At 67.0% G+C, this 20,668-nt stretch carries 6 protein-coding genes; 1 reads left to right on the top strand and 5 read right to left on the bottom strand.

The features are described 5' to 3' along the window. Positions 1–32 precede the first annotated feature (32 nt). On the bottom strand, positions 33–482 hold the full coding sequence (locus ACW2Q0_RS14175; RefSeq protein ID WP_457190047.1) for a hypothetical protein: 450 nt from the start codon (positions 480–482) through the stop codon (positions 33–35). 266 nt (positions 483–748) lie between these two features. On the opposite strand from ACW2Q0_RS14175, the gene ACW2Q0_RS14170 reads away from it, so the two are divergent. Further along, positions 749–1,450, top strand: coding sequence for a MerR family transcriptional regulator (locus ACW2Q0_RS14170; protein WP_457190045.1), 702 nt, complete (start codon positions 749–751; stop codon positions 1,448–1,450). 308 nt (positions 1,451–1,758) lie between these two features. Here the strand turns inward: ACW2Q0_RS14170 and ACW2Q0_RS14165 are convergent, their stop codons facing one another. The 4 genes from ACW2Q0_RS14165 to ACW2Q0_RS14150 all read right to left on the bottom strand — a co-directional run bounded on the left by ACW2Q0_RS14165 (position 1,759) and on the right by ACW2Q0_RS14150 (position 20,466). Beyond that, positions 1,759–3,213, bottom strand: coding sequence for a class I adenylate-forming enzyme family protein (locus ACW2Q0_RS14165; RefSeq protein WP_457190043.1), 1,455 nt, complete (start codon positions 3,211–3,213; stop codon positions 1,759–1,761). Positions 3,214–3,968: 755 nt separating this feature from the next. Beyond that, positions 3,969–5,321, bottom strand: a complete 1,353-nt coding sequence (locus ACW2Q0_RS14160; protein WP_457190041.1) for a wax ester/triacylglycerol synthase domain-containing protein — start codon at positions 5,319–5,321, stop codon at positions 3,969–3,971. A gap of 141 nt (positions 5,322–5,462) precedes the next feature. Continuing rightward, the gene (locus ACW2Q0_RS14155) at positions 5,463–6,392 is read right to left on the bottom strand and encodes an aldo/keto reductase (RefSeq protein ID WP_457190039.1); all 930 of its coding nucleotides are present in this window, start codon (positions 6,390–6,392) and stop codon (positions 5,463–5,465) included. A 10-nt stretch (positions 6,393–6,402) separates the two neighbouring features. Beyond that, complete coding sequence (locus ACW2Q0_RS14150) at positions 6,403–20,466, bottom strand: amino acid adenylation domain-containing protein (protein ID WP_457190037.1); 14,064 nt, start codon at positions 20,464–20,466, stop codon at positions 6,403–6,405. Positions 20,467–20,668: the final 202 nt, after the last annotated feature.

Here is a 20,668-nt window from a genome sequence, read left to right as displayed (position 1 = left end):
GAGTTTCGTCGTGAATAGTGGACGAAGCATAGTCAGTGTGCACCGGTTCCAGTCGGCTCCAGCCGACGACCGAGCACGATGTGGCGCCGCGGCGCCGCCGGTGTGGGCTCGGCGGGGGCCGGGCGCGAGCCGGTTCGGATGATCCGCAGTGGCCGCTTGTGATCGATCGGGGTAATGCGGTGGCGGTCCAGGTCCGCGACGACTTTGCCCGCGCTGTCGTAGGGCACTCCGGCCCAGATCATCGCGCGGGGGCCGGTGCCGCGCTCGATGAGCGTCTGCGCCAACTGTTCACATTTCGCGAAGACCGGGCAGCTCTCGCAGATTCGCATCGCCGCACGCCAGGAGTCCGGAGTGCCGACGTCCAGGTCCCAGTCGTCGGGCCCGTCCGCACAGGGTGGCCGATGGGCCGACCCGCTGGGAAGCGTCGAAACCTTTGCTGTCACAACGGTTTCGATGACAAGGGAAGAATGCGTAATGCTCATAGCCGTCTCCGGGGATGCCGAGGGCACGCCAACTCCGTTGTGCGGGCCCATTGGTCGGGCGGTCATCAGGGCTGCTCAACAGTCCCCGGAAGCCCAGCGATGATTGCTGGTCTACGCACGTTAACCCACCGTTGGCCAACTCGGCAATCGCTTCTGCCGCTACTTAACGGCACGTTGACCTATATGTTATTCTGACGTATCGTTGGTTAACGGTACACTTATTCGCGGGCCATCCGCTAAAGGGCGAATTGTGGTTTCCTATGGATATGGCTGTTGAGTCCGAGTACACGATCGACGAACTGGCGCGGGCGGCCGATACCACCGTGCGAAGCGTCCGCGTGTACCACGAACGAGGACTCCTCCCCTCCCCCGACGTCCGGGGGCGCATCGGTTATTACGGGTCGGATCACCTCAACAGACTGCAGACGATCAGCCGTCTGCTCAGTCGGGGCATGAAGTTGAACGGGATTCGGGAACTGCTCGAGGCCTGGGATCGTGGCGACGGATTGGCGGAGGTGCTCGGTGTCAACGACCAGCCCGTCTCCGAGCCGACGACGGTCGCCGCGCCCGGCTCCCCCCGCACACAGCGCAGGCACGCACCCCCGGAACTCCCGGAGTACGTGCAGCAGGCGCTCGCCGCCAGCGGCGATCCGCACGATGCCTACCGAGTGACCAATCCGCGCTGCGCCGATCTGACCACCCGACTCGTCGATGCGGGCATCTCGGCGCGCGACGCCTTCGAGCTGGTCGAGCGGCTCAGAGCCGATTGCAATCAGATCGCCGATCAGCATGCGACACAGCTGTTCTATTTCCTGGCGGGTCAGGCCTACGAACAGTCCGGGCGCACACGGAGGAACCGCGCCATACTCGAATCGGAGTTGGCCATCGCCCGGCTGATCGCAACGCGTGCGACATCGGAACTGATCGATCAGGCCTTCGCCAGGTATTCCGAACTGCCGCCGAGCTGATATCGAATTCTGCCCAAAGAATTCGATGTGTTGCCGGTAACAGCCGCGCGGATTGCCATAAGAATTCTATGCGAATCATCCTGAGCTCAACGAGTTTTCGGTGTCCGGCCACCAATTATGTAGCCGAACATACCGAGCTGTACTGCGCACGTTGTCACCCCGCGATTCGTGCGCGGTACGGAACAAGGCGGGTGAGGCCGCAGCCTCTCGCTGTTACCAGCGCGCGGCACGCAGTCCACGATTACTACAAAAAGCCGTGCTGGACAGGAGGGGTTCCGGTCCAGCACGGCCTTTTATCGACGCTGTTCTCAGCCGACCTCGAACAACTGTGCCGCCATGCGACGACTGGGCTTTCCATTCGACAATTGGGGTAGTCGACTCACGAGGCGGAGCTGGCCCGGAATCTGGTGCTCGGCCAAATGCGCGTGGCAGTGGCGCATGATGTCGCGTTTGGTGGTCTGCGAACCTTCGCGCAAATGGACGACAGCCGCGACGTCATCGCCGAGATGCGGATGGGGCACGCGTGTCGCGAGCGAGGAGATGACGTCCGGATGTTCGTCCAGCGCGGCCTCCACATCGACCGGTGCCACCGCAGTGTCGCCGCGGTGCGCGATTTCGCTGAGCCGCCCCAGGATTCGCAGGCGTCCATCCTTTTCCCGGCGCGCCACGTCACGGGTGCGCAGCCAGCCGTCCGCGGTGAAGGCCGCCGCGGTGCCCGAGGGATTGCCGACATACCTGCTGAACAGCGCCGTGCCACGGACCTCGAGTTCGCGGCCGCCAGCGATTTCGTCACCGGCCAGACGGAATTCGACACCCGTCGGGGTGCCGACGGTGCCGGGCACCCGCTCCCACGACGGCGGATCGGCGGCCGCCTGGTGACTGGTTTCGGCGAGCTCCAAAGCTTCCACGACCGGACAGCCGAGCAGCCGTTCCGCGCGCTCGGCCGCCAGACGGGACAGCGGGGCCGAGGCGGTGCGCAGAAAACGCATGCCGTGCGCCCGCGTTCGCGATGCCACCAGTCCCGCGGTGATTCCGGCCAACTGCATCGGCATCACGGTGAGCCAGGTCGGCGCGGCGGCATCCAGCAGTCGGTGTGTTCGGCGCGCCTCGCCTGCAGCGGGCAGCACCATGGTGCACTGGCTGCGCAGTGTCGCCATCAGGTTCGCGAACAGCCCGTGGCTCTGCGCCCATGGCAGCAGTGCGACGGTGCGGTCATCGGGTGTGAGTGCGAAATGGTCTGCGACAGCGGCGATTCCGGCCGCGATATTGGCCTCGGACAGTGCCACCGCCTTCGGCGCTCCGGTGGAGCCGGAGGTGAACAGGATCAGCCGGTCGCTCTCGTCTACCGCGGGTGCGGGCACTGTGGGTACCCAGCCACCGCTGCGCACGGGCGGGGCCGGAATCCATTCGAGCTGGGCCGGAGCCTCGAACGGATTGCGCCACAATAGCGTTGGCGAATCAATCGACGCGACCGTCGGTGCGACGACCACGCGCGGCCCGGCCAGTCCGAAAATCTGGTGTTTCTCCCGCGCGCTCAGCCGCGGATCCACCGGCGCGAATACCGCACCGATATTCCAGACAGCCGACATTACGACCGCGAAGGCAGGAGAATTCGGCAGTTCGGCGACCACCACGTCACCCGCGCCGACGCCATTCTTCGTCAAACACCGAGCAACGGTCTCGGCCCACGCGTCGAGCTGACCGAATGACAAGAGCGGATCCGCGTCGGCGGAAACAAGAAACGGCCGATCGCGGGCATCCATCAAATTGTCCTTCCGATGGCGCGGATGGTGTCCCACTCTCGATTGCGGAATTCGAGATTCCGCAATCGAGAGTGAGGTCACGAACGGCACCCATCGCAGGTCGCGGCAGTTATCCCCGACACCTCCCGGCAAGGGGAAACAAGAGGTGAGCAATGGAACCCGAAGGGCCGCGCGACCAACGCCTTTCCGCATCGTGACATCCAGCACCACATCGAGGTCCAATTCTCAGTGGTGCCAGGTGCAGAACAATACCGCCACAACACGGCCGCTCGCACAATCCGCGTTCCCATTTTTGGGAAAGCGACTTCCGGTACGCTGTCGGGGATCAACCGGAGGATGTATGTCTGAGCAGTACGATCCCGTCGGCGGCAAGAGGGATGCGACCGCGACGCAGCTCGCGATATTAGTGGCCGCACAACAACTGTTCGCCGAACGCGGTTTTAGATGGTGTCGAAATCCCTGCCGGTGAACCAGTATTCGTCAATACCTAGGCCGCCAATCGGGACGAGACCGTCTTCGATGCTCCGAGGAGCTGGAGCAGACCCGAGAACGCAACCCGCACATGGCCTTCGGACACGGCACACATCACTGCCTCCGCGCCCCCACTGGCCAGGGTGGAACTGCACGTGGCGCTCGGATCGCTGCTGCGACGCTTCCCCACCCTGTACCTCGCCGAATCCGTCGACGAGGTGCCGTAGAAGACCGGTCTGCTGGTGCTCGGACCGAAAGCCTTGCCGGTGGCCTGGAAGCTCGCGTTACCGGAGGGCGACCGCGACTTCGTGGCACGACTCCCGCAGGATGTCGAAGTAGTCGTCGAGATCCGGGACGATATCGGGATCGCATCCCACCGATACGGTGAAGGTGTCGCCCGCGCCGATAAACGAATGCGCCAATCCGATTTCCGGATACATTGGCGGCAGCCCGCCCGTGAAACGAAATGGCTTGCCCGACAGTGACCATTCGACGGTCGGGTCACATCGGACGCTGGTGAGGATGGTGTGACCGTACGCCGGGGCGTCCGGGTCGGCGGGCGCGAGCGTGCCGAATCGCGTCCGATAGGTGCGGCTGGGCAGCAAGTCGATGAGTGTGAGTCGATTGAGTTCCCGGCGGGCCGACGGCGAATGGCGGTTTACCCGCAGTGTGGCGTCGACCGTCCGCGCCCGAGCGGCGAGGTCGGGTTCCGTGGCAGCCAGCGCGACCGCGGCGCCACCCACGAAATTAACGCCCAGCATCGGAGAGGCGGGTAGCGCGACAGTCACCAGTGCCGCGAGATCCTCGGGACACGACCCGTCCCGCGTTTCGAGATAGCGCTGCATGGCGCGGGAAATCGCCGTCAGTCCGACGGCCGTCACCGAGACTCCCGACGCGCGGACAACGCTCAGTTCCAACGGAATCGTCCGTATAACGCGTCCCGGCCCGATTCGGCGATTGAGCCGGGTTGCGGTGACCGGTGGCATATTCGGCCCGCCGTTGTCGTTTTCGCGGGCGATCCGGCGCATCTCACGCCGGACACGGACGTTGAAACGCAGCGCCTGCAACGGCCAGCGCAGCACACCGGCCACGGCGGCGAGCGCGGGATGCGGGCGCTGGGTGGCGGGACCTTGCCCCTCGATCCGCAACGGCATCGCGGCGAACAACGCCTCCGACAGCGATGTCATGGCCGGACCCGCCATCAGGGCATGGCTGAGATGCATCAGCACTACGGTGCCGAATCCGCTCGGCGTCGGGATACCGGCGACGTTCGGAAATACGTGCAATTGCCAGGCACTGACCCGAGCGTCCAGCGGCTGCGCCAGAATGTGCCCGATCTCGTCCTGGCACTGCGCCCAATCCAGTTGCGCCGCAGCATGAGTGACGAGGTGGGTGTCGATCGGACGGTCGTCGACCACCCAGAACGGGTGTCCGAGCCCGCCGGGCACCTCCTGGACTCGACGCCGCAGTGGTTCGAGCAGTTCGGCCCGTGCACCGAAGTGGTCGGCGACGTCGGCCGCGGTCAGCGGTGTGTCGCCATTGTCGAACACCCACCACACCGGCCAATCGGTAACCCGGCCCGAGCGGGCCAAGTAGTAATAGGCGGCGTCATTGGCCACCATCTGTGCTTCAAACATCGTGCTGCTCTCGTAGATCCGATTGCTGCACTATGCCATCCGTCACGGGCCATCACACGGCAATCCACATCGGGTGTCGGCCGCGACCGATCCGATCCCACCCCCGGGTCCCCGGCCGCATCCCGGGGACCCATCGCTTCCTCAGCCGCGCGACACCTTCGGCAGCAGGGAACGCCAACCGCGGGCACCACCCGATGCGGGGGTGCTCACCGCGGACAGGGCTGCGAATTCGTCGTCGGTGAGCGTGATGGTGGCGGCGGCGGTGTTCTCCTCGAGATGCGCCACGCTGGAGGTGCCGGGAATGGGCAGGATGACCGGCGAACGGCGCAGCAGCCAGGCCAGCGCGAGCTGGGACGGGCTGGCGTCCTCGCGCACGAGTGCGTCCAGCGGACCACCCGGACGGGCGAGATCGCCGGTGGCCATGGGGAACCACGGGATGAAGGCGATATTGTTCGCCTCGGCGTATTCGAGTACATCCTCGGCACTGCGGTTGGCGAGGTTGTACTGGTTCTGGACCGAGACGATATCGGCGATCTTGCGGGCCTTGTCCAGCTGCGCGACGCTCACCTCGGACAGGCCGATATGGCGGATCTTGCCCTCCTGCTGCAGGGCCACGAGCTCCCCGAGTTGGTCGGCGAGTGGCACCTGCGGGTCGATCCGGTGCAGCTGAAACAGGTCGATGCGCTCGACGCCCAGATGGCGCAGGCTCAATTCCAGCTGCTGGCGCAGATATTCGGGGCGGCCGATAGGAATCCACTCACCCGCGCGGGGCCGGGCCAGCCCGGCTTTGGTCGCGATGACCAGGTCGTCCGGATACGGGTGCAGGGCCCGGCGGATGAGGGTTTCGCTGACGAACGGACCATAGGAATCCGCGGTATCGATGAGGTTGATACCGAGTTCGACGGCGCGACGCAGCACCCGCACGGCCTCGTCCGGATCCTTCGGATCACCCCACACCCCGGCACCGGTCAGCTGCATCGCGCCATAGCCAAGGCGCCGGACCGGTAAGTCACCACCGAGGGCGAAGGTGCCCGAGGCGGCGGCGGGAGGGGACTGGGCGTCGGCGGTCATACTTTCCTCTCTACAGTTGGATATCGCTCGGGGCGGGGAAGAAACCCGCATCGATGAAGGATCTCACATAGGCGTCCAATGCCTCGGCGTCGATCGGCGGGCAGTGGATTCCGTACCGTGCCAACTCGATTCGGGTATCGGAGTCCTCGACGGCGGCCGCGGCCCCGCCATAGTTGCCGCTGACCAGGGCGGCGCGCACCAGAGAATCGTCGCCGGTCGCATCGCGCGCCGCCGCTTCCTCGGCCAGTTTGGTCGCGATCTGCTCGATCGAGGCGATCTCGACCGGAATCCCGTGCCTGCGCAGGGCTTCGAAGATATCGGCGATCGCCACCGGCGTGGTGTTCACCAGGTGATACGCCGCACCGACCGGCGGCTGATCCGCCAGCGCGACGATGGCGCCCACCACGTAATTCACCGGCACCAGCGACATGGTGGCATCGCCGACCTCCGGGGCGAGTCCGAGGATGGCGGCCGCTCGGATCATGTTCCAGAACGAGTCGTCGACGCTGTTCACCCCGACACGCGGATCACCGCATACCGTTCCGGGCCGGTAGATACTCACCGGCACACCACGGGCACCGGCCTGGCGGATCAGTTGTTCGGCCACCCACTTACTTGCCACATAACCATTCGCGGATACCTCGTCGACACGCAGTTGCCCATCCTCGCGGCCGACGAAATCCGGTGCGGGCGCATTCGGAATCACGGCATTGACCGTGGAGACGAAGTGCACTGGTTTGATCCGACCGGTGGTCGCCAGCCGCAGCACCTCACGGGTGCCCGACACATTGGCGGCACGCAACCGCGCGTAGGGCTCGATGTGATTGACCCGAGCTCCGTTGTGATAGATCGTGTCGACCTGCTCGGCGAGCCGGGCATAGTCGGACCGGTCGAGTCCGAGTCCGGGTGCGGCCAGATCACCCGCGACCGCGACGATCCGACCCTGATAAGCGTCGTCCCAGATCCGGTACAGCTGCATGGCGTCGCGAATCCGCTTGTAGGCGCGCTCGTTGTCGTCACCACGCACCAGGCACCAGACCGTTGCCTCGGTAGTGGACAGCAGTTCCCGGAGCAGATGCACGCCGACGAATCCGGTTGCGCCGGTGAGTAGTACGTCACGCGGGGCCTCGGCGTGGGCCGGTGTGAGACCGGCACCATCGATCTCCGGTTCGAGTACGGCATCGGTGGTGATCGTCGCGATGTCGGTACCGGGGACCGCGGCCACGGGTTCGTCCGGATTGTCGAGGCGGGTGGCCAGGCCGCGCACGGTGGGCGCGGTGAACAGTGCCGCCATCGGCACATCGATACCGAGCCGGGCGGCCAGGGCGCGCTGCAAGGTGAACGCGAGCAGCGAGGTACCGCCGAGATCGAAGAAATCGTCCTCGGCTCCGGCCCGGGCGACACCGAGTACTTCGGCGAACACCTCGGCGACGGCGTGCTCGGTATCGGTCACCGGTGCCACGAACTCACGGGCGCGCAGGATCGGCCGCGGCAGCGCCTTGCGATCCAGCTTGCCGCTGCTGTTCACCGGGAAGGCTTCGAGCACCATGATGGCCGCGGGCACCATATAGCCCGGCAGCACGTGTGACAGCGATTCGCGCAGGGTATCTGCCGCGAGCTCGGTTACCGGCACCACGTAGGCGACCAGCTGATCGCCGGTCTCCGATTTCGCCACCACGACGACGGCTTGGGCCACGGACGGATCCGCGAGCAGCGCGGCCTCGATCTCGCCCAGCTCGACCCGGTGACCACGGATCTTCGCCTGGAAGTCCGTGCGCCCCAGGTATTCCAGTACCCCATCGGCGCGGCGGCGCACCAGGTCACCGGTGCGGTACATCCGGGCACCGGGCGGGCCGTACGGGTCGGCGACGAACCGATCCGAGGTCAGATCGGGACGGCCGAGGTAACCGCGCGCCAATTGGGTTCCCGCCAAATACAATTCGCCGACAACACCGGCGGGCACCAGATGCAGCCGGGAATCCAGCACGTAGGTGCGGGTATTCCACAGCGCAACACCGATCGGCACCGTCAACCGGTCGTCGATGGTCGCGGGGCGATAGGTCACCGACACCGCCGCTTCGGTGGGGCCGTACAGGTTGTGCAGCCCGGCATCCGACAGCGCGGCGAAATCGGCGACGGTGGTGGGCGGCAAGGCCTCACCGATGACGAAAACCGTACGCAGCGAGGCCAATTGCGAGGCCTGGGCGGCGGCCAGGAAGACCTGGAGTACCGACGGAACGAAGTCGGTGACCGTCACCTGGTGGCCGGCGATCAGCTCGGCGATATAGCCCGGATCGCGCTGTCCGTGCGGTGCGGCGAGCACCAGCCGCGCGCCGACCCACAGCGGGGCGAAGTAACCCCACAGCGATACGTCGAAGGTCGTCGCCGTCTTCTGCAGATAGACATCCTCGGGACCGAATCCGTACTCCGCCACCATCCATTCGATCTGGTTGGTGATCGCGCCGTGCGAGACCATGACGCCCTTGGGGCGACCGGTCGAGCCAGAGGTGAACAGCACATACGCCGGATGATCGGCGTGCAGCGGAGCACGCAGCTCACCGAATTCGACCGGCTCGCCGGAGTATTCCGACAGCTCGAGGGTATCGATATCGATGACGGGAACGCCGGTGACGGGTACCGAATCGCCACTGACCGTCAGCACGCAGGCCGGCTCGGCCGTCGCCACCATGTACCCGATCCGGTCGGCCGGATGGTCGAGATCCAGCGGCAGATACGCGCCGCCCGCGGTCAGCACCGCGTACATCGCGGCGACCAGCTGCGGTGAACGCGGTATCCCCAGCGCCACCACGGATTCGGGACCAACGCCCTGCGCGATCAGATACCTGGCGAGTCGGTTGACGCGTTCATCGAATTCCCGATAGGTCCAGGCGATCTCGTCGTGGACGACGGCCACCGCATCCGGTGTCGTCGCCACGGCACGGCGGTAGCCGGTCAGCAGGTAATCCGCCGAAACCGGGTGTGCGGTAGTGGCGGCATCCGACAGCAGCTCGGCGCGCTCGGTCGGATCGGTCAGCTCGATCTCGCCGAGCACCACATCGGGATCGGCGGCGATGGCGGTGAGCAGGCGCGCGAACCGGTCCACGAAAACCTGCACGGTGGCGGGCTCGAACATATCGGCGGCGTAGGTGACCATACCGCCGATACCCAACGGCGTGCCCGACTCGTCGTAGGCGTCGCCGATATACCAATGCAGGTCGAACTGCGATACCTCGATGCCGATATCCAGGCTCGCGACGGTCAGCCCGGGCAGTTCCAGTGCGACGCGGTCCAGATTCTGATACGACAGCCCAACCTGGTACAGCGGGTGCCGCGAGGGCGAGCGCACCGGGTTCAGCACAGTGACCAAACGCTCGAATGGCACATCCGAGTTCGCGAACGCCTGCAGATCGGTTTCGCGCTGTCGAGCGAGCAGCTCGGTGAAACGCGCACCGCCGTCGTATCGGGTCCGGAACACCAGGGTGTTGATGAACATGCCGATCAGGTCGTCGAGTGCGGCGTCGCCACGCCCGGCGGTCGGCGTACCGATGGCGATATCGCTGGTCCCGGACAACCGCGCCAGCAGCACAGCGAGTGCGGTGTGTACGACCATGAACACCGTCGCCCCTTGGGCGCGCGCCAATTCGGCCAGCGCACTGTGGGTTTCGGCATCGATCCGCACCGACACCTGGCCACCGGCAAAGGACCTCTGCAGCGGCCGCGGCCGATCCGAGGGCAGGTCCAGTTGCTCGGGCAATCCGGCCAATACCTGCTGCCAATAGCCGATTTGCTTGGCCACCAGGGATTCCGGATCGTCCTCCGAACCGAGCAGTTGGCGCTGCCAGATGCTGTAGTCAGCGTATTGCACCGGCAGCGGCGCCCAATTCGGCGCCTGGCCGGCACAGCGTGCCACATACGCTGTCATCAGATCGCGGGCCAGCGGGCCGACCGATGAACCGTCGCCCGCGATGTGGTGCACGACCAGCGCCAGCACGTATTCGCGCCCGCTCGCGCCCTCGCCGAGGTCGAACAGGCTCACCCGGACCGGCACCTCGATGGTGAGGTCGAAGACGGTCTTGGCCAACGCGGCCAACGCATCCACGAGTTCGGCCGGGTCGATGGTCTGCACCGGCATCGGCGCAATCGCCTGTGCCGCGGGCAGGATCACCTGTACCGGACCGTCATCGACGAGCGGGTAGACCGTGCGCAGGATCTCGTGGCGGGTCACCACATCCCCGATCGCCGCCCGCAGTGCCTGCGCATCGATAGCACCGCTCAAGCGCACGGCCATCGGTACGTTGTAGGCCACTGAGGCGGAATCCAGGCGGTTGAGCAACCACATGGCCTGCTGTGCCGCCGACAGCGGAATCCGCTCCGGCCGCGGACCGGCGATCAGCTCGGGGCGGTCGGTTCCGGCCTCATGCTCACCCAGCTTGGCGGCGAGCGCGGATACCGTCGACGCCTCGAACAGCAGGCGCACCGGCACTCGGATGTCGGATGCGGCACCCAGCCGCGCCATGAGCCGAGCCGCGATCAGCGAGTTGCCGCCCAATTCGAAGAAATCGTCGTCGGCGCCGACCGGTGCCGCGGGCGCGAGCAATTCGGTGAATACGCTCGCGACCAACTCCTCCCAGCGCCCGGACGGCGCGCGGTAGGCCTTGGTGTGCAGCACCGGCGCGGGCAGGGCGGCCCGGTCGAGTTTGCCGACCGGGGTCAGCGGAATCTGGTCGAGCACCATGACGGTGGTCGGCACCATGTGCGCGGGCAGACGCTGCGCGGCGAATGCGGTGAGCTCGCCGGAATCGGCGACCGCACCGGCGGCGGCATGCACATAGGAGGCGAGAATGGTTGCACCGCTGGCGATTTCATGTCCAACGGTAACCGCGAAGTCGACCGTGTCGTGCGCCGCGAGGACGGCGTCGATTTCGCCGAGTTCGATGCGGAAGCCACGCACCTTGACCTGGAAGTCGTTGCGGCCCAGATATTCCAGCGCGCCCTCGTAGGTCCGGCGGACCAGGTCGCCGGTCCGGTACAGCCTGCCGCCGCGATCGAACGGATTCGCTACGAACCGGGCGGCGGTCAGCGCGGGGCGCTCATGATAGCCGCGGGCCAGCTGCGCGCCGGTGATGTAGAGCTCGCCGACGGCGCGGTCGGGCACCGGTGACAGCCGATCGTCCAGTACATACTCGGTGACGGCGCGAATCGGCCCGCCGATGGTGACAGTCTCCCCCGGCACCAGCGGCGCGCTGACATTGGTCATGACCGTGGCTTCGGTCGGCCCGTACGCGTTGTAGAACTCGCGGCTACGTCGCCCGGCGATCGGAATCATCCAGCGCCGCACCAGCTCCGGTGAGCAGGCCTCACCGCCGGCGATGACGACGCGGAGTTTGTCCAGCCCAACCGGGTCCACCGAAGCCAGCACCGCCGGCGTGATGAGCGCATGCGTCACCCGCTCCCGGAGCAGCAAGGCGGCCAGATCCTCGCCGCCGTAGACCGACGGTGCGGCCACCACCATGGTCGCGGCGCCACCGATGGCCAACAGCAGTTCCAGCACCGACGCGTCGAATGACGGCGATGCGAAATGCAGGGTGCGCGAACTGCTGGTCACCCGATAACGCTCGCGCTGTTCATCGCAGAAACTCGACAGACCGGAATGCGTGACGACCACGCCCTTGGGCGTACCGGTTGATCCGGAGGTGTAGATGACATAGGCCGGATGCGCGGCGCGCAACGGCCGCGACCGATCAGCATCCGTGACCGGATCGGGGCGGTAGTCGTCGAGTCGCCGATCGATATCGTCTGCATCGATGCTCAGCCACGGCACCTCGTCGGGCAGTTCGGCACCGACCTCGGCCACCGTAAGTCCCAGTACCGCATGCGAATCCACGATCATGTGCCGGACCCGTTCGGCGGGATAGTTGGGATCCACCGGGACGAAACCGGCACCGGTCTTGGCGATCGCCCACACCGCGAGCACGGACTCCGGCGAGCGCGGAATTCCGATCGCGACCAGATCCTCCGGGCCGATGCCCCGGTCGATCAGCAGTCGGGCGAGTCTGCTCGAGCGCTCGTCGAGGTCGACATATTCCCATTCGGCCAGCTGCTCGGTGGCATCGGCGAAGACCACCGCGACACCGTCGGGATTGTTGTCCACCGCATCGGCCATCAGCTGCGGCAGCAGCGTGACCTGTTCGGTCGGGCTCGGTTCGGCGATCCGTGCGGGTGCGGCCAGTGCCCGGTCCCGTTCGGCCTCGTCGAGGATGTCGATGGCACCGAGGGTTACCTCGGCATCGGCAGCGACCGCGGCGAGGATCCGCTCGAATCGACGCCCGAGGCCCGCGATGGTGGCTTCCTCGAAAACGTCCGTCGCATAGGCGAAGCCGATGACCAGCTCGTCTGGCGTGCCATCCGCGCGCAGGCGCGGCTCGACGATCACCTGCAGGTCGAATTTCGCGACGATTTCACCGGTATCGACGGCCGAGACCGTTAGGCCGGGCAGCTCCAGTGTCGGCTGCTCGATGTTCTGGAACGACAATATCACCTGGAACAGCGGATTGGCCGAGACGGCACGGGCGGGCAACACCTCCTCGACCACCCGCTCGAACGGTATTTCCGCATTGGCGAAGGCGGACAGATCGGTTTCGCGAACCTGTTCGACGAATGCCGCGAACGACGCGCCGCGATCGACATCGGTGCGCAGGGTCAGGGTATTGACGAACATGCCGACCAGATCGTCGAGTTCGGCCGAACCGCGACCCGCGACCGGTGTGCCGATCGCGATATCCGAGCCGCCGGACAGCCGCGCGAGCAGCGCCGCCAGTGCGGCGTGCACGACCATGAACAGCGATGAATTGTGCTGACGCGCGAGGTCGGCCAGGGCCGCGTGCACCTGCGCGGGCACAGCGATGTCGAGCGAGCCACCGCGCAGCGATGGCTGCGCCGGACGCGGTCGGTCCAGCGGCAGCCGCGCGGTTTCGCTCACATCGGCCAGCTGTCGCCGCCAATACGCCAATTGCTGTGCGGCAATGGAGTTCTCGTCGTCCTCGGTACCGATGACCGCGCGCTGCCAGAGCGCGAAGTCGGCGTACTGCACCGGTAACGGTGCCCAACCCGGGACGGACCCGGCGCTGCGCGCGAGATAGGCGGTCGCCAGATCCCGGGCCAGCGGTGCCAGCGAGACGCCGTCCGCCGAAATGTGATGGGTGACCAGGACAAGCAGATGCTCGTCGCGGGCCGGATCGGAGAACAACCGGATGCGCACGGGCGGGTGTTCGGTGACATCGAATCCGGTGGACAAGAGCGCGGCAACCCGCTCCCGATCGGCGGTCGTCTCGACCTCGAGGCCGTTCGGCAGCGTTTCGGCCACGGACAAGATCTCCTGGCGCGGCATCGCATCCGGGCCGCCGACCGGGAACCTCGTGCGCAGCGCCTCGTGCCGCTGCAGCACATCGGTGACAGCGGCACGCAGTGCGGGCACGTCCAAGGTGCCCGCGAGCCGGATGGCGAACGGCAGGTTATAGGACGGAGATTCGGTATCGACCTGGTTGAGCACCCACATCCGATGCTGTGCCAGCGACAGCGGGATGAACTCCGGTCGCACGGCCCGCGTCAATGGCGGCCGATCCGGGTGCGCGGCATCCGGCACGATACGCAGCGCCAGCTCGGCGACCACCGGTGCGTCGAACAGCGTGCGCACCGGCACCCGGGCGCCCAATGCCGCTCCCAGCCGGGCCACGACCTGGGTGGCGACCAGTGAGTTGCCGCCCAGCACGAAGAAGTCGTCGTCGGCACCCACCCGGTCCACACCGAGCACCTCGGCGAATACGCCGGCCACGATCTCCTCGAACGGGGTGGACGGCGCGCGGAATTCCCGCCCGGCCAGGGTCGGTCGCGGCAGGGCCTTGCGGTCCAGCTTGCCGGCGGTGCTGAGCGGGAATTCGGCCAGCTCCACGATCGCGGCCGGCACCATGTACGCGGGCAGCGTGCCCGCCAGCGCGGCACGCAGCGACTCCACCTCGAGCTGCGCGCCGGGCACCGGGACGGCGTAGGCCACCAGCTGGTCGCCGAGCTCGGTGGGCACCACCAGGACAGCCGCCTGGCTCACCGCCGGCTGCGCCAGCAGCGCCGCCTCGATATCGCCGAGTTCGATGCGCTGTCCGCGAAGTTTCACCTGGAAGTCGGTGCGGCCCAGGTATTTCAGGACACTCGGCGCGCTCCAGGCCACCAGGTCACCGGTCCGGTACATCCGTTCGCCCGTGCCGAATGGGTTGGCCACGAACCGTTCGGCGGTCAGATCCGCGCGCCCCAGATAGCTGCGGGCCAGCTGATCACCGGCGAGGTAGAGCTCACCGGTGACTCCGGCCGGTACCGGCCGCAGGCGCGCGTCCAGCACGTACAGGCGGCTGTTCCAGATCGGCGAGCCGATCGGCAGACCGCCCTGCTCGTCGCCGGTCGCGAGCCAGGTGGTGACGGCGACCGCGGTCTCGGTCGGCCCGTACACGTTGAGCACGGACGCGTCGCAGACCGCGCGCACCGCAGCCACCGTCTCCGCGGGCAACAGCTCGCCGCCGACGATGATGTGCCGCAGCGTCGCGATAGCACCGGGGGGCGTATGGGCGGCGAATACCGCGAGCATCGACGGCACGAAGTCGGTGACGGTGACCTGCTGCGCCGCAATGGTTTCCGCGATGTAGGCGGCGTCGCGATGGCCGTCAGGGGTGGCCATCAGCAGCTTGGCGCCGAGCCGCAGCGGAATGAAGTAGCCCCACATCGAGGCGTCGAAGGTGAAGGCGGCCTTCTGCAGGTACACGTCGTCGGCATACAGCGGGTACCGAGACTGTATCCAGGCCAGATGATTGCCGATGGCCCGGTGCGAGACCGCGACACCCTTGGGCCGTCCGGTGGAGCCGGAGGTGAACAGCACATACGCCAGGCTCTCCGAGCGCACCGGCCGCAGCAGCTCTCCCGCCGCCAGCGGGGCAGCGGCGAATCCGTCCAGATCCGCGGTGTCGATGTGCAGCAACGGAATTCCGTCCGGCACCGGCACGGCGTCCGCGGTCGTGGTGAGCACGCAGACCGGCCGCGCCGCGGTCAGCACGTGCTCGACGCGATCGGCCGGATGATCCGGGTCAACGGGCACGTACGCACCGCCCGCGGTGAGGATCGCGTACATGCCGACCACCAGATCCAGCGACCGCCGGATCGCGAGGCCGACCAGCGATTCGGCGCCGACACCCTGCGAGATCAGCAGGCGGGCAAGGCGATTCACCCGGTCGTCGAGTTCCCCGTAGGTGAGCTCGGCGCCCTCGTAGGCCACCGCGACCCGATCCGGATGCGCCGCGACCGCGCGGCGATAGCCGTCCAGCAGCAGCTCGGGTTCGACCGCATGACCGGTCTCGTTCCACTCCAGCAGGACGCGATCGCGCTCGGCGTCGGCCAGCATGATGTCGATATCGCCGACCGGCACGGCGGCATCGCCGAGTAGTGCCTCCAGCACCCGGTTCAGCCGTGCGGCAAAGGATTCCACCTCATCGGCGCGGAACCGTTCGCCCTGATACTTGTACGTCAGCTCGATCGTCGAGGTCGCGGTCACCAGCACCGTCAACGGGTAGTGCGTATCATCGCTGGTGCCGACACCGGTTACCGACATGCCGTCGATGGCACTGGCCGCGGTGATCGCGTCCCGGTCGATCGGGTACGACTCGAAAACCAGCAGGGTGTCGAATTGTGCTCCGGCACCGGCGATCCGCTGGATATCGGTGAGACCCAGATAGTGGTGGTCGAGCAGCTCGGCCTGCTCACGCTGCAGCGACTGCAAGAACTCGCCCACCGCCAGCCCGCCGTCGATCCGCACACGCACCGGCAGCGTATTGATGAACAAGCCCACCATCGACTCGACACCCGGCAGCTCGGCCGGACGGCCGGACACGGTGGTGCCGAACACCACATCATCGCGACCGGTGAGCCGCCCGAGCAGGATGCCGAGGGCCGCCTGCACCAGGGTGTTCACGGTGACGCCGAATTCAGCGGCCCGCTCGGTGATCCGGCGGGTGCGATCGGCGTCGATCTCGGTGACCACCTTGCCGATCTCGTGACGTTCGACCGTGCGCGGTTGGGGCGCGAACTGGGTCGGCTCGTCCACACCGGACAACGCCTGCGCCCATGCCCGCTCCGAATCCGCCCGATCCCGGCCCGCCAGCCAGCTCAGGAAGGTGCGGTAGGAGGGCACCCGCGCCAGTGCGGACCGATCGCCCCGAGTCGCGTAGAGCACCAGCACATCTCGCATCAGCAGCGGCATCGACCAGCCGTCGAGCAGGATGTGGTGGGAGGTGACCACCAGATGCCACTGCTGTCGCTCGGTGCGGTACAGGGTAAATCGAATCAGCGGCGCCACCGACATGTCGAAGCGGGTTTCGCGCTCCAACGCGACCTGCCGTTTCAATTCCGTCAACCGCTCGGGCTCGGACAGCTCCGTCAGATCCACCGAACGCCATGGCATTTCGGCCCGGTCCAGGACAACCTGCACGGCGCGGCCGTCGGCGCTGGCGACGAACGCGGTCCGCAAGTTCGGGTAGCGGTCCAGAATGGCCTGCGCCGCTGCTCGCAGTCGCTCGACCTCCACATCGCCGGTCAGGTCCACCACAGTTTGGGTGGTGTAGACATCGACGCTCGACTCGGTGAGCAACGCGTGGAACAGCAGCCCGGACTGCAATGGCGCGAGCGGCCACACATCCGACAGCGCCGGGTAATTCCGTTCCCACACCTCGATATCCGACTGGGTGGCCGTGACCAGCGGCAGATCCGACGGCGTCAGCCCACCGGCATCCGGGCGCCGAGCGTGCTCGGCCAGTGCGCGCAGCGCCCCGACCCACAGATCGGCGAACTCCTGCGCCCGCTCCCGCGACAACAACCCGCGCGTGAAGGCGAACGACGCACCCAGCTGCGGTCCGTCGGCACCGTCGGTGACGATCGCATTGATGTCGATCACGCCGTTGGCGGGCATATCCGGATCCAGCTCGGCATCCAGCTGTCCCAGATCCCCGACCGGCACCCACCCCACCGCACCGAGCTGCGCGGGAATCTCCCCCGTCGACATCCGGCCCAGGTAGTTGAAGCTGATCTGGCAGGCACCGCCCGATTCCGCGGCGGTGCTCAGCTGTCCGGCGGTCTCGGGATTCAGGTACCGCAGCAGACCATAGCCGAGGCCCTTGTCGGGGACCGCGAGCAACTGCTCCTTCACTGATTTCACGATGTCGCCCAGGGCTTTTCCGCCCGCGAAGGCATCGGCGAGATCGGCGCCCGCGAGATCGAGCCGGAGCGGGAACGCACTGGTGAACCAGCCGACGGTCCTGGACAGATCCGCGCCGGGGACGAGCCCCTCTTCGCGGCCATGGCCTTCCAGCTTGACCAGCGCGGCGCCGCCCGTGCTCTCGCCGCGCCACTTGCTCACGGCCAGCGCCAAAGCCGACAGCAGGCCGTCGTTGACACCACCGCGATACCGGCCCGGGATCGCGGTCAGCAGCGCATCGGTCACCTCGGCGGACACCGTCACCTCGACGCGATCGACGGTGGCGAAGGTATCCACCGCCGGATCGAACGCACGAGTACCGAGCAGCGGGTCGTCGGTACTCGAAACCTGTTGCCAGAAAGGCAGTTCCGCGATCCGCACCGGATCGTGCGCCGCGTCGCGCAGCGCGTGCGCCCAGCGCCGCATCGAGGTTCCGTTGGCGGGCAATGCCACCGACTGCCCCGCGGCGAGTTGCGACCAGGCCATCGCCAGATCCGGAATCAGAATCCGCCAGGACACCCCGTCGACCACGATGTGGTGCGCGACGACCAGCAGGACATCGCGGCGGCGGCCCCCCTGCGGGAAAGCGAACCAGACGCACTGCACCATGACCGCATTCGCCGGATCGAGTCGGCCGAGCGCCGCGTCGTACTCCACGCTGGCCCGCCGCGACAACTCCGCATCGTCGATATCGACGGGCAGCTCGACCCGATGCACCAGCGCGTCGACATCCACCGCGCCGGGCGCCAACGTCTCGAAGATCCGGGCGGTGTCCGAGGTGGCTTCGCGCAACCGAGCGCGCAGCATGTCATGGTGGTCGAGGACCGCGCCGATGGTCGCGACCAGCGTCTCCCGATCGATGCCGTCGGGCACTCGCAGCGCCATCGACTGCGAGAACCGCTGATACGACGAGTCACTCGGCAGCATCGCCGACATGATCGGCAGCAAGGGCAGCTCGCCGACGCCACCACCGGGCAGTTCCGCGAGTTGTTCCACCTGGACCGCGTCGGCCGACGTGGCGATCTCGGCCAATGCCGCGACCGTGCGATGTTCGAATACCGCCGCGGCGGTGAAGACGACACCGCGCGCTTTGGCCCGCGAGACCAGCTGGATCGACAGGATCGAATCGCCGCCCAATGCGAAGAACGAATCGTCGCGACCGATGCGCTCGACACCGAGCAATTCGGCGAATACCTCGGCGATGGCCTCCTCGACCGGTGTCTGCGCCGCGCGGAACTCGCGCGCAGCGAAGACCGGCTCGGGCAGTGCCGCGCGGTCGAGCTTGCCGACCGGGGTCAGCGGGATCTCATCCAGCACCACGAAGGCGGCCGGAATCATGTACGCGGGCAGCGACTCTCCGAGGAATTCGGCGAGCGCCTCGGTGTTCACTCGGGCCCCGGTCTTGGGCAGCAAATAGGCCACCAGCGCGGTCGCACCCGAGGGCAGGGTCTTGCCAAGGGTCGCCGCGAAGTCGATATCCGGGTGGCCGGTGAGCGCGTTATCGATCTCGCCGAGCTCGATACGGAAGCCGCGAATCTTCACTTGGAAGTCCGACCGACCCAGGTATTCGATGACGCCGCCCTCCGGGGCGCCGGATTCGGTGCGCCGCACCAGATCCCCGGTGCGGTATAGTCGCGCGCCCGGATTGCCGATATCGGCGCCGAACGGGCTGGCCACGAACCGCTCCGCGGACAGGCCCGGCCGCCCGAGATAGCCCTGTGCCAGCGCGGGACCCGACAGGTACAGCTCGCCGATCACCCCGGCGGGCACCGGACGCAATCGCGAATCCAAGACGAACGCACCGATACCGGCAATGGCCGTACCGATCGTGATCGGCTCACCCGGCACCAGCGGCGGTGTACCGGTGGCCAGAATCGTCGCCTCGGTGGGGCCGTAACCGTTGTGGAACGCCCGCTCGCCTGCCCAGCGGCCGACCAGTTCCGGCCCGAACTTGTCACCGGCCACGACGACGACCCGTAGCTCGTCCAGGCCGTCCGGTTCCACCGATTCCAGGGCGGCCGGGGTGATGAGCATGTGGGTCACGCGCTCACGCCGCAGCAGATCCGCGAGTTCGGCCCCGCCGAAGACCGTCGGCGGCGCGATCACCAGTGTCGCACCGGCCGAAAACGCCAGCAGGAGCTCGAGCACCGAAACGTCGAAGTTGGGCGAGCAGACGTGCAGGACCCGTGACTCCCCCGTCACCCCGTACTGCTCGCGCTGCGCGGCGACCAATCCGGCCAGGCCGCCGTGCGTGACCACGACGCCCTTGGGCCGTCCAGTCGATCCCGAGGTGTAGATGACGTAGGCGGGGTGCCGCTCGTCCAGCCGACGGACCCGGTCGGCGTAGGAGATCGGATGGGCCGGGCGTTCGGCGATGCGCCCGGCGTGCGCCGGGTCGTCGAGTTCGATCCAGTCCGCCGTCGTGCCGAGCACGGACCGGTGCGCGGTGGTGGTCAACCCGAGTACGGCACCGGAGTCGGCGAGGATGTGCGCGATACGGTCGGCCGGGTATGCGGGATCCACGGGTACATATGCGGCGCCGGTCTTCGCGATCGCCCATACGGCGAGCACGGACTCGATACTGCGCGCGATACCGATCGCCACCACATCACCCGCGCCGACTCCGTGTTCGATGAGTTCGCGCGCCAACCGCGACGACAATTCGTCGAGTTCGCGGTAGGTCAGCTGCCTGGCATCGGACGGATCGCTCGAGGCGTTGAACCGGATGGCGACGGCGTCGGCGGCGGACTCCACAGCGGCCGCGAGCAAATTCCCGAAGAGTAGACCCACTCGGCGACGACTACCCCGTGCGGAACGACGATCCCTTGCCATTTCCGGTACTACACCTCTCACCTATTGCGTGCCTAAACGCCGCACCCGCATAATGGAACGCACGTACTTCACTAACGGACCGCTATGCCGCCGCGAGCCAAGCGTTCGAGTTTACAAGAGCGAACTTGTCTCATATCCCCAAGAGCGGGAATCTGTTACG

This window comes from Nocardia citri, from assembly GCF_054065835.1.
The sequence above is the reverse complement of the archived record's forward strand: the minus strand, read 5'-3'. Positions and strand labels throughout refer to the sequence as shown.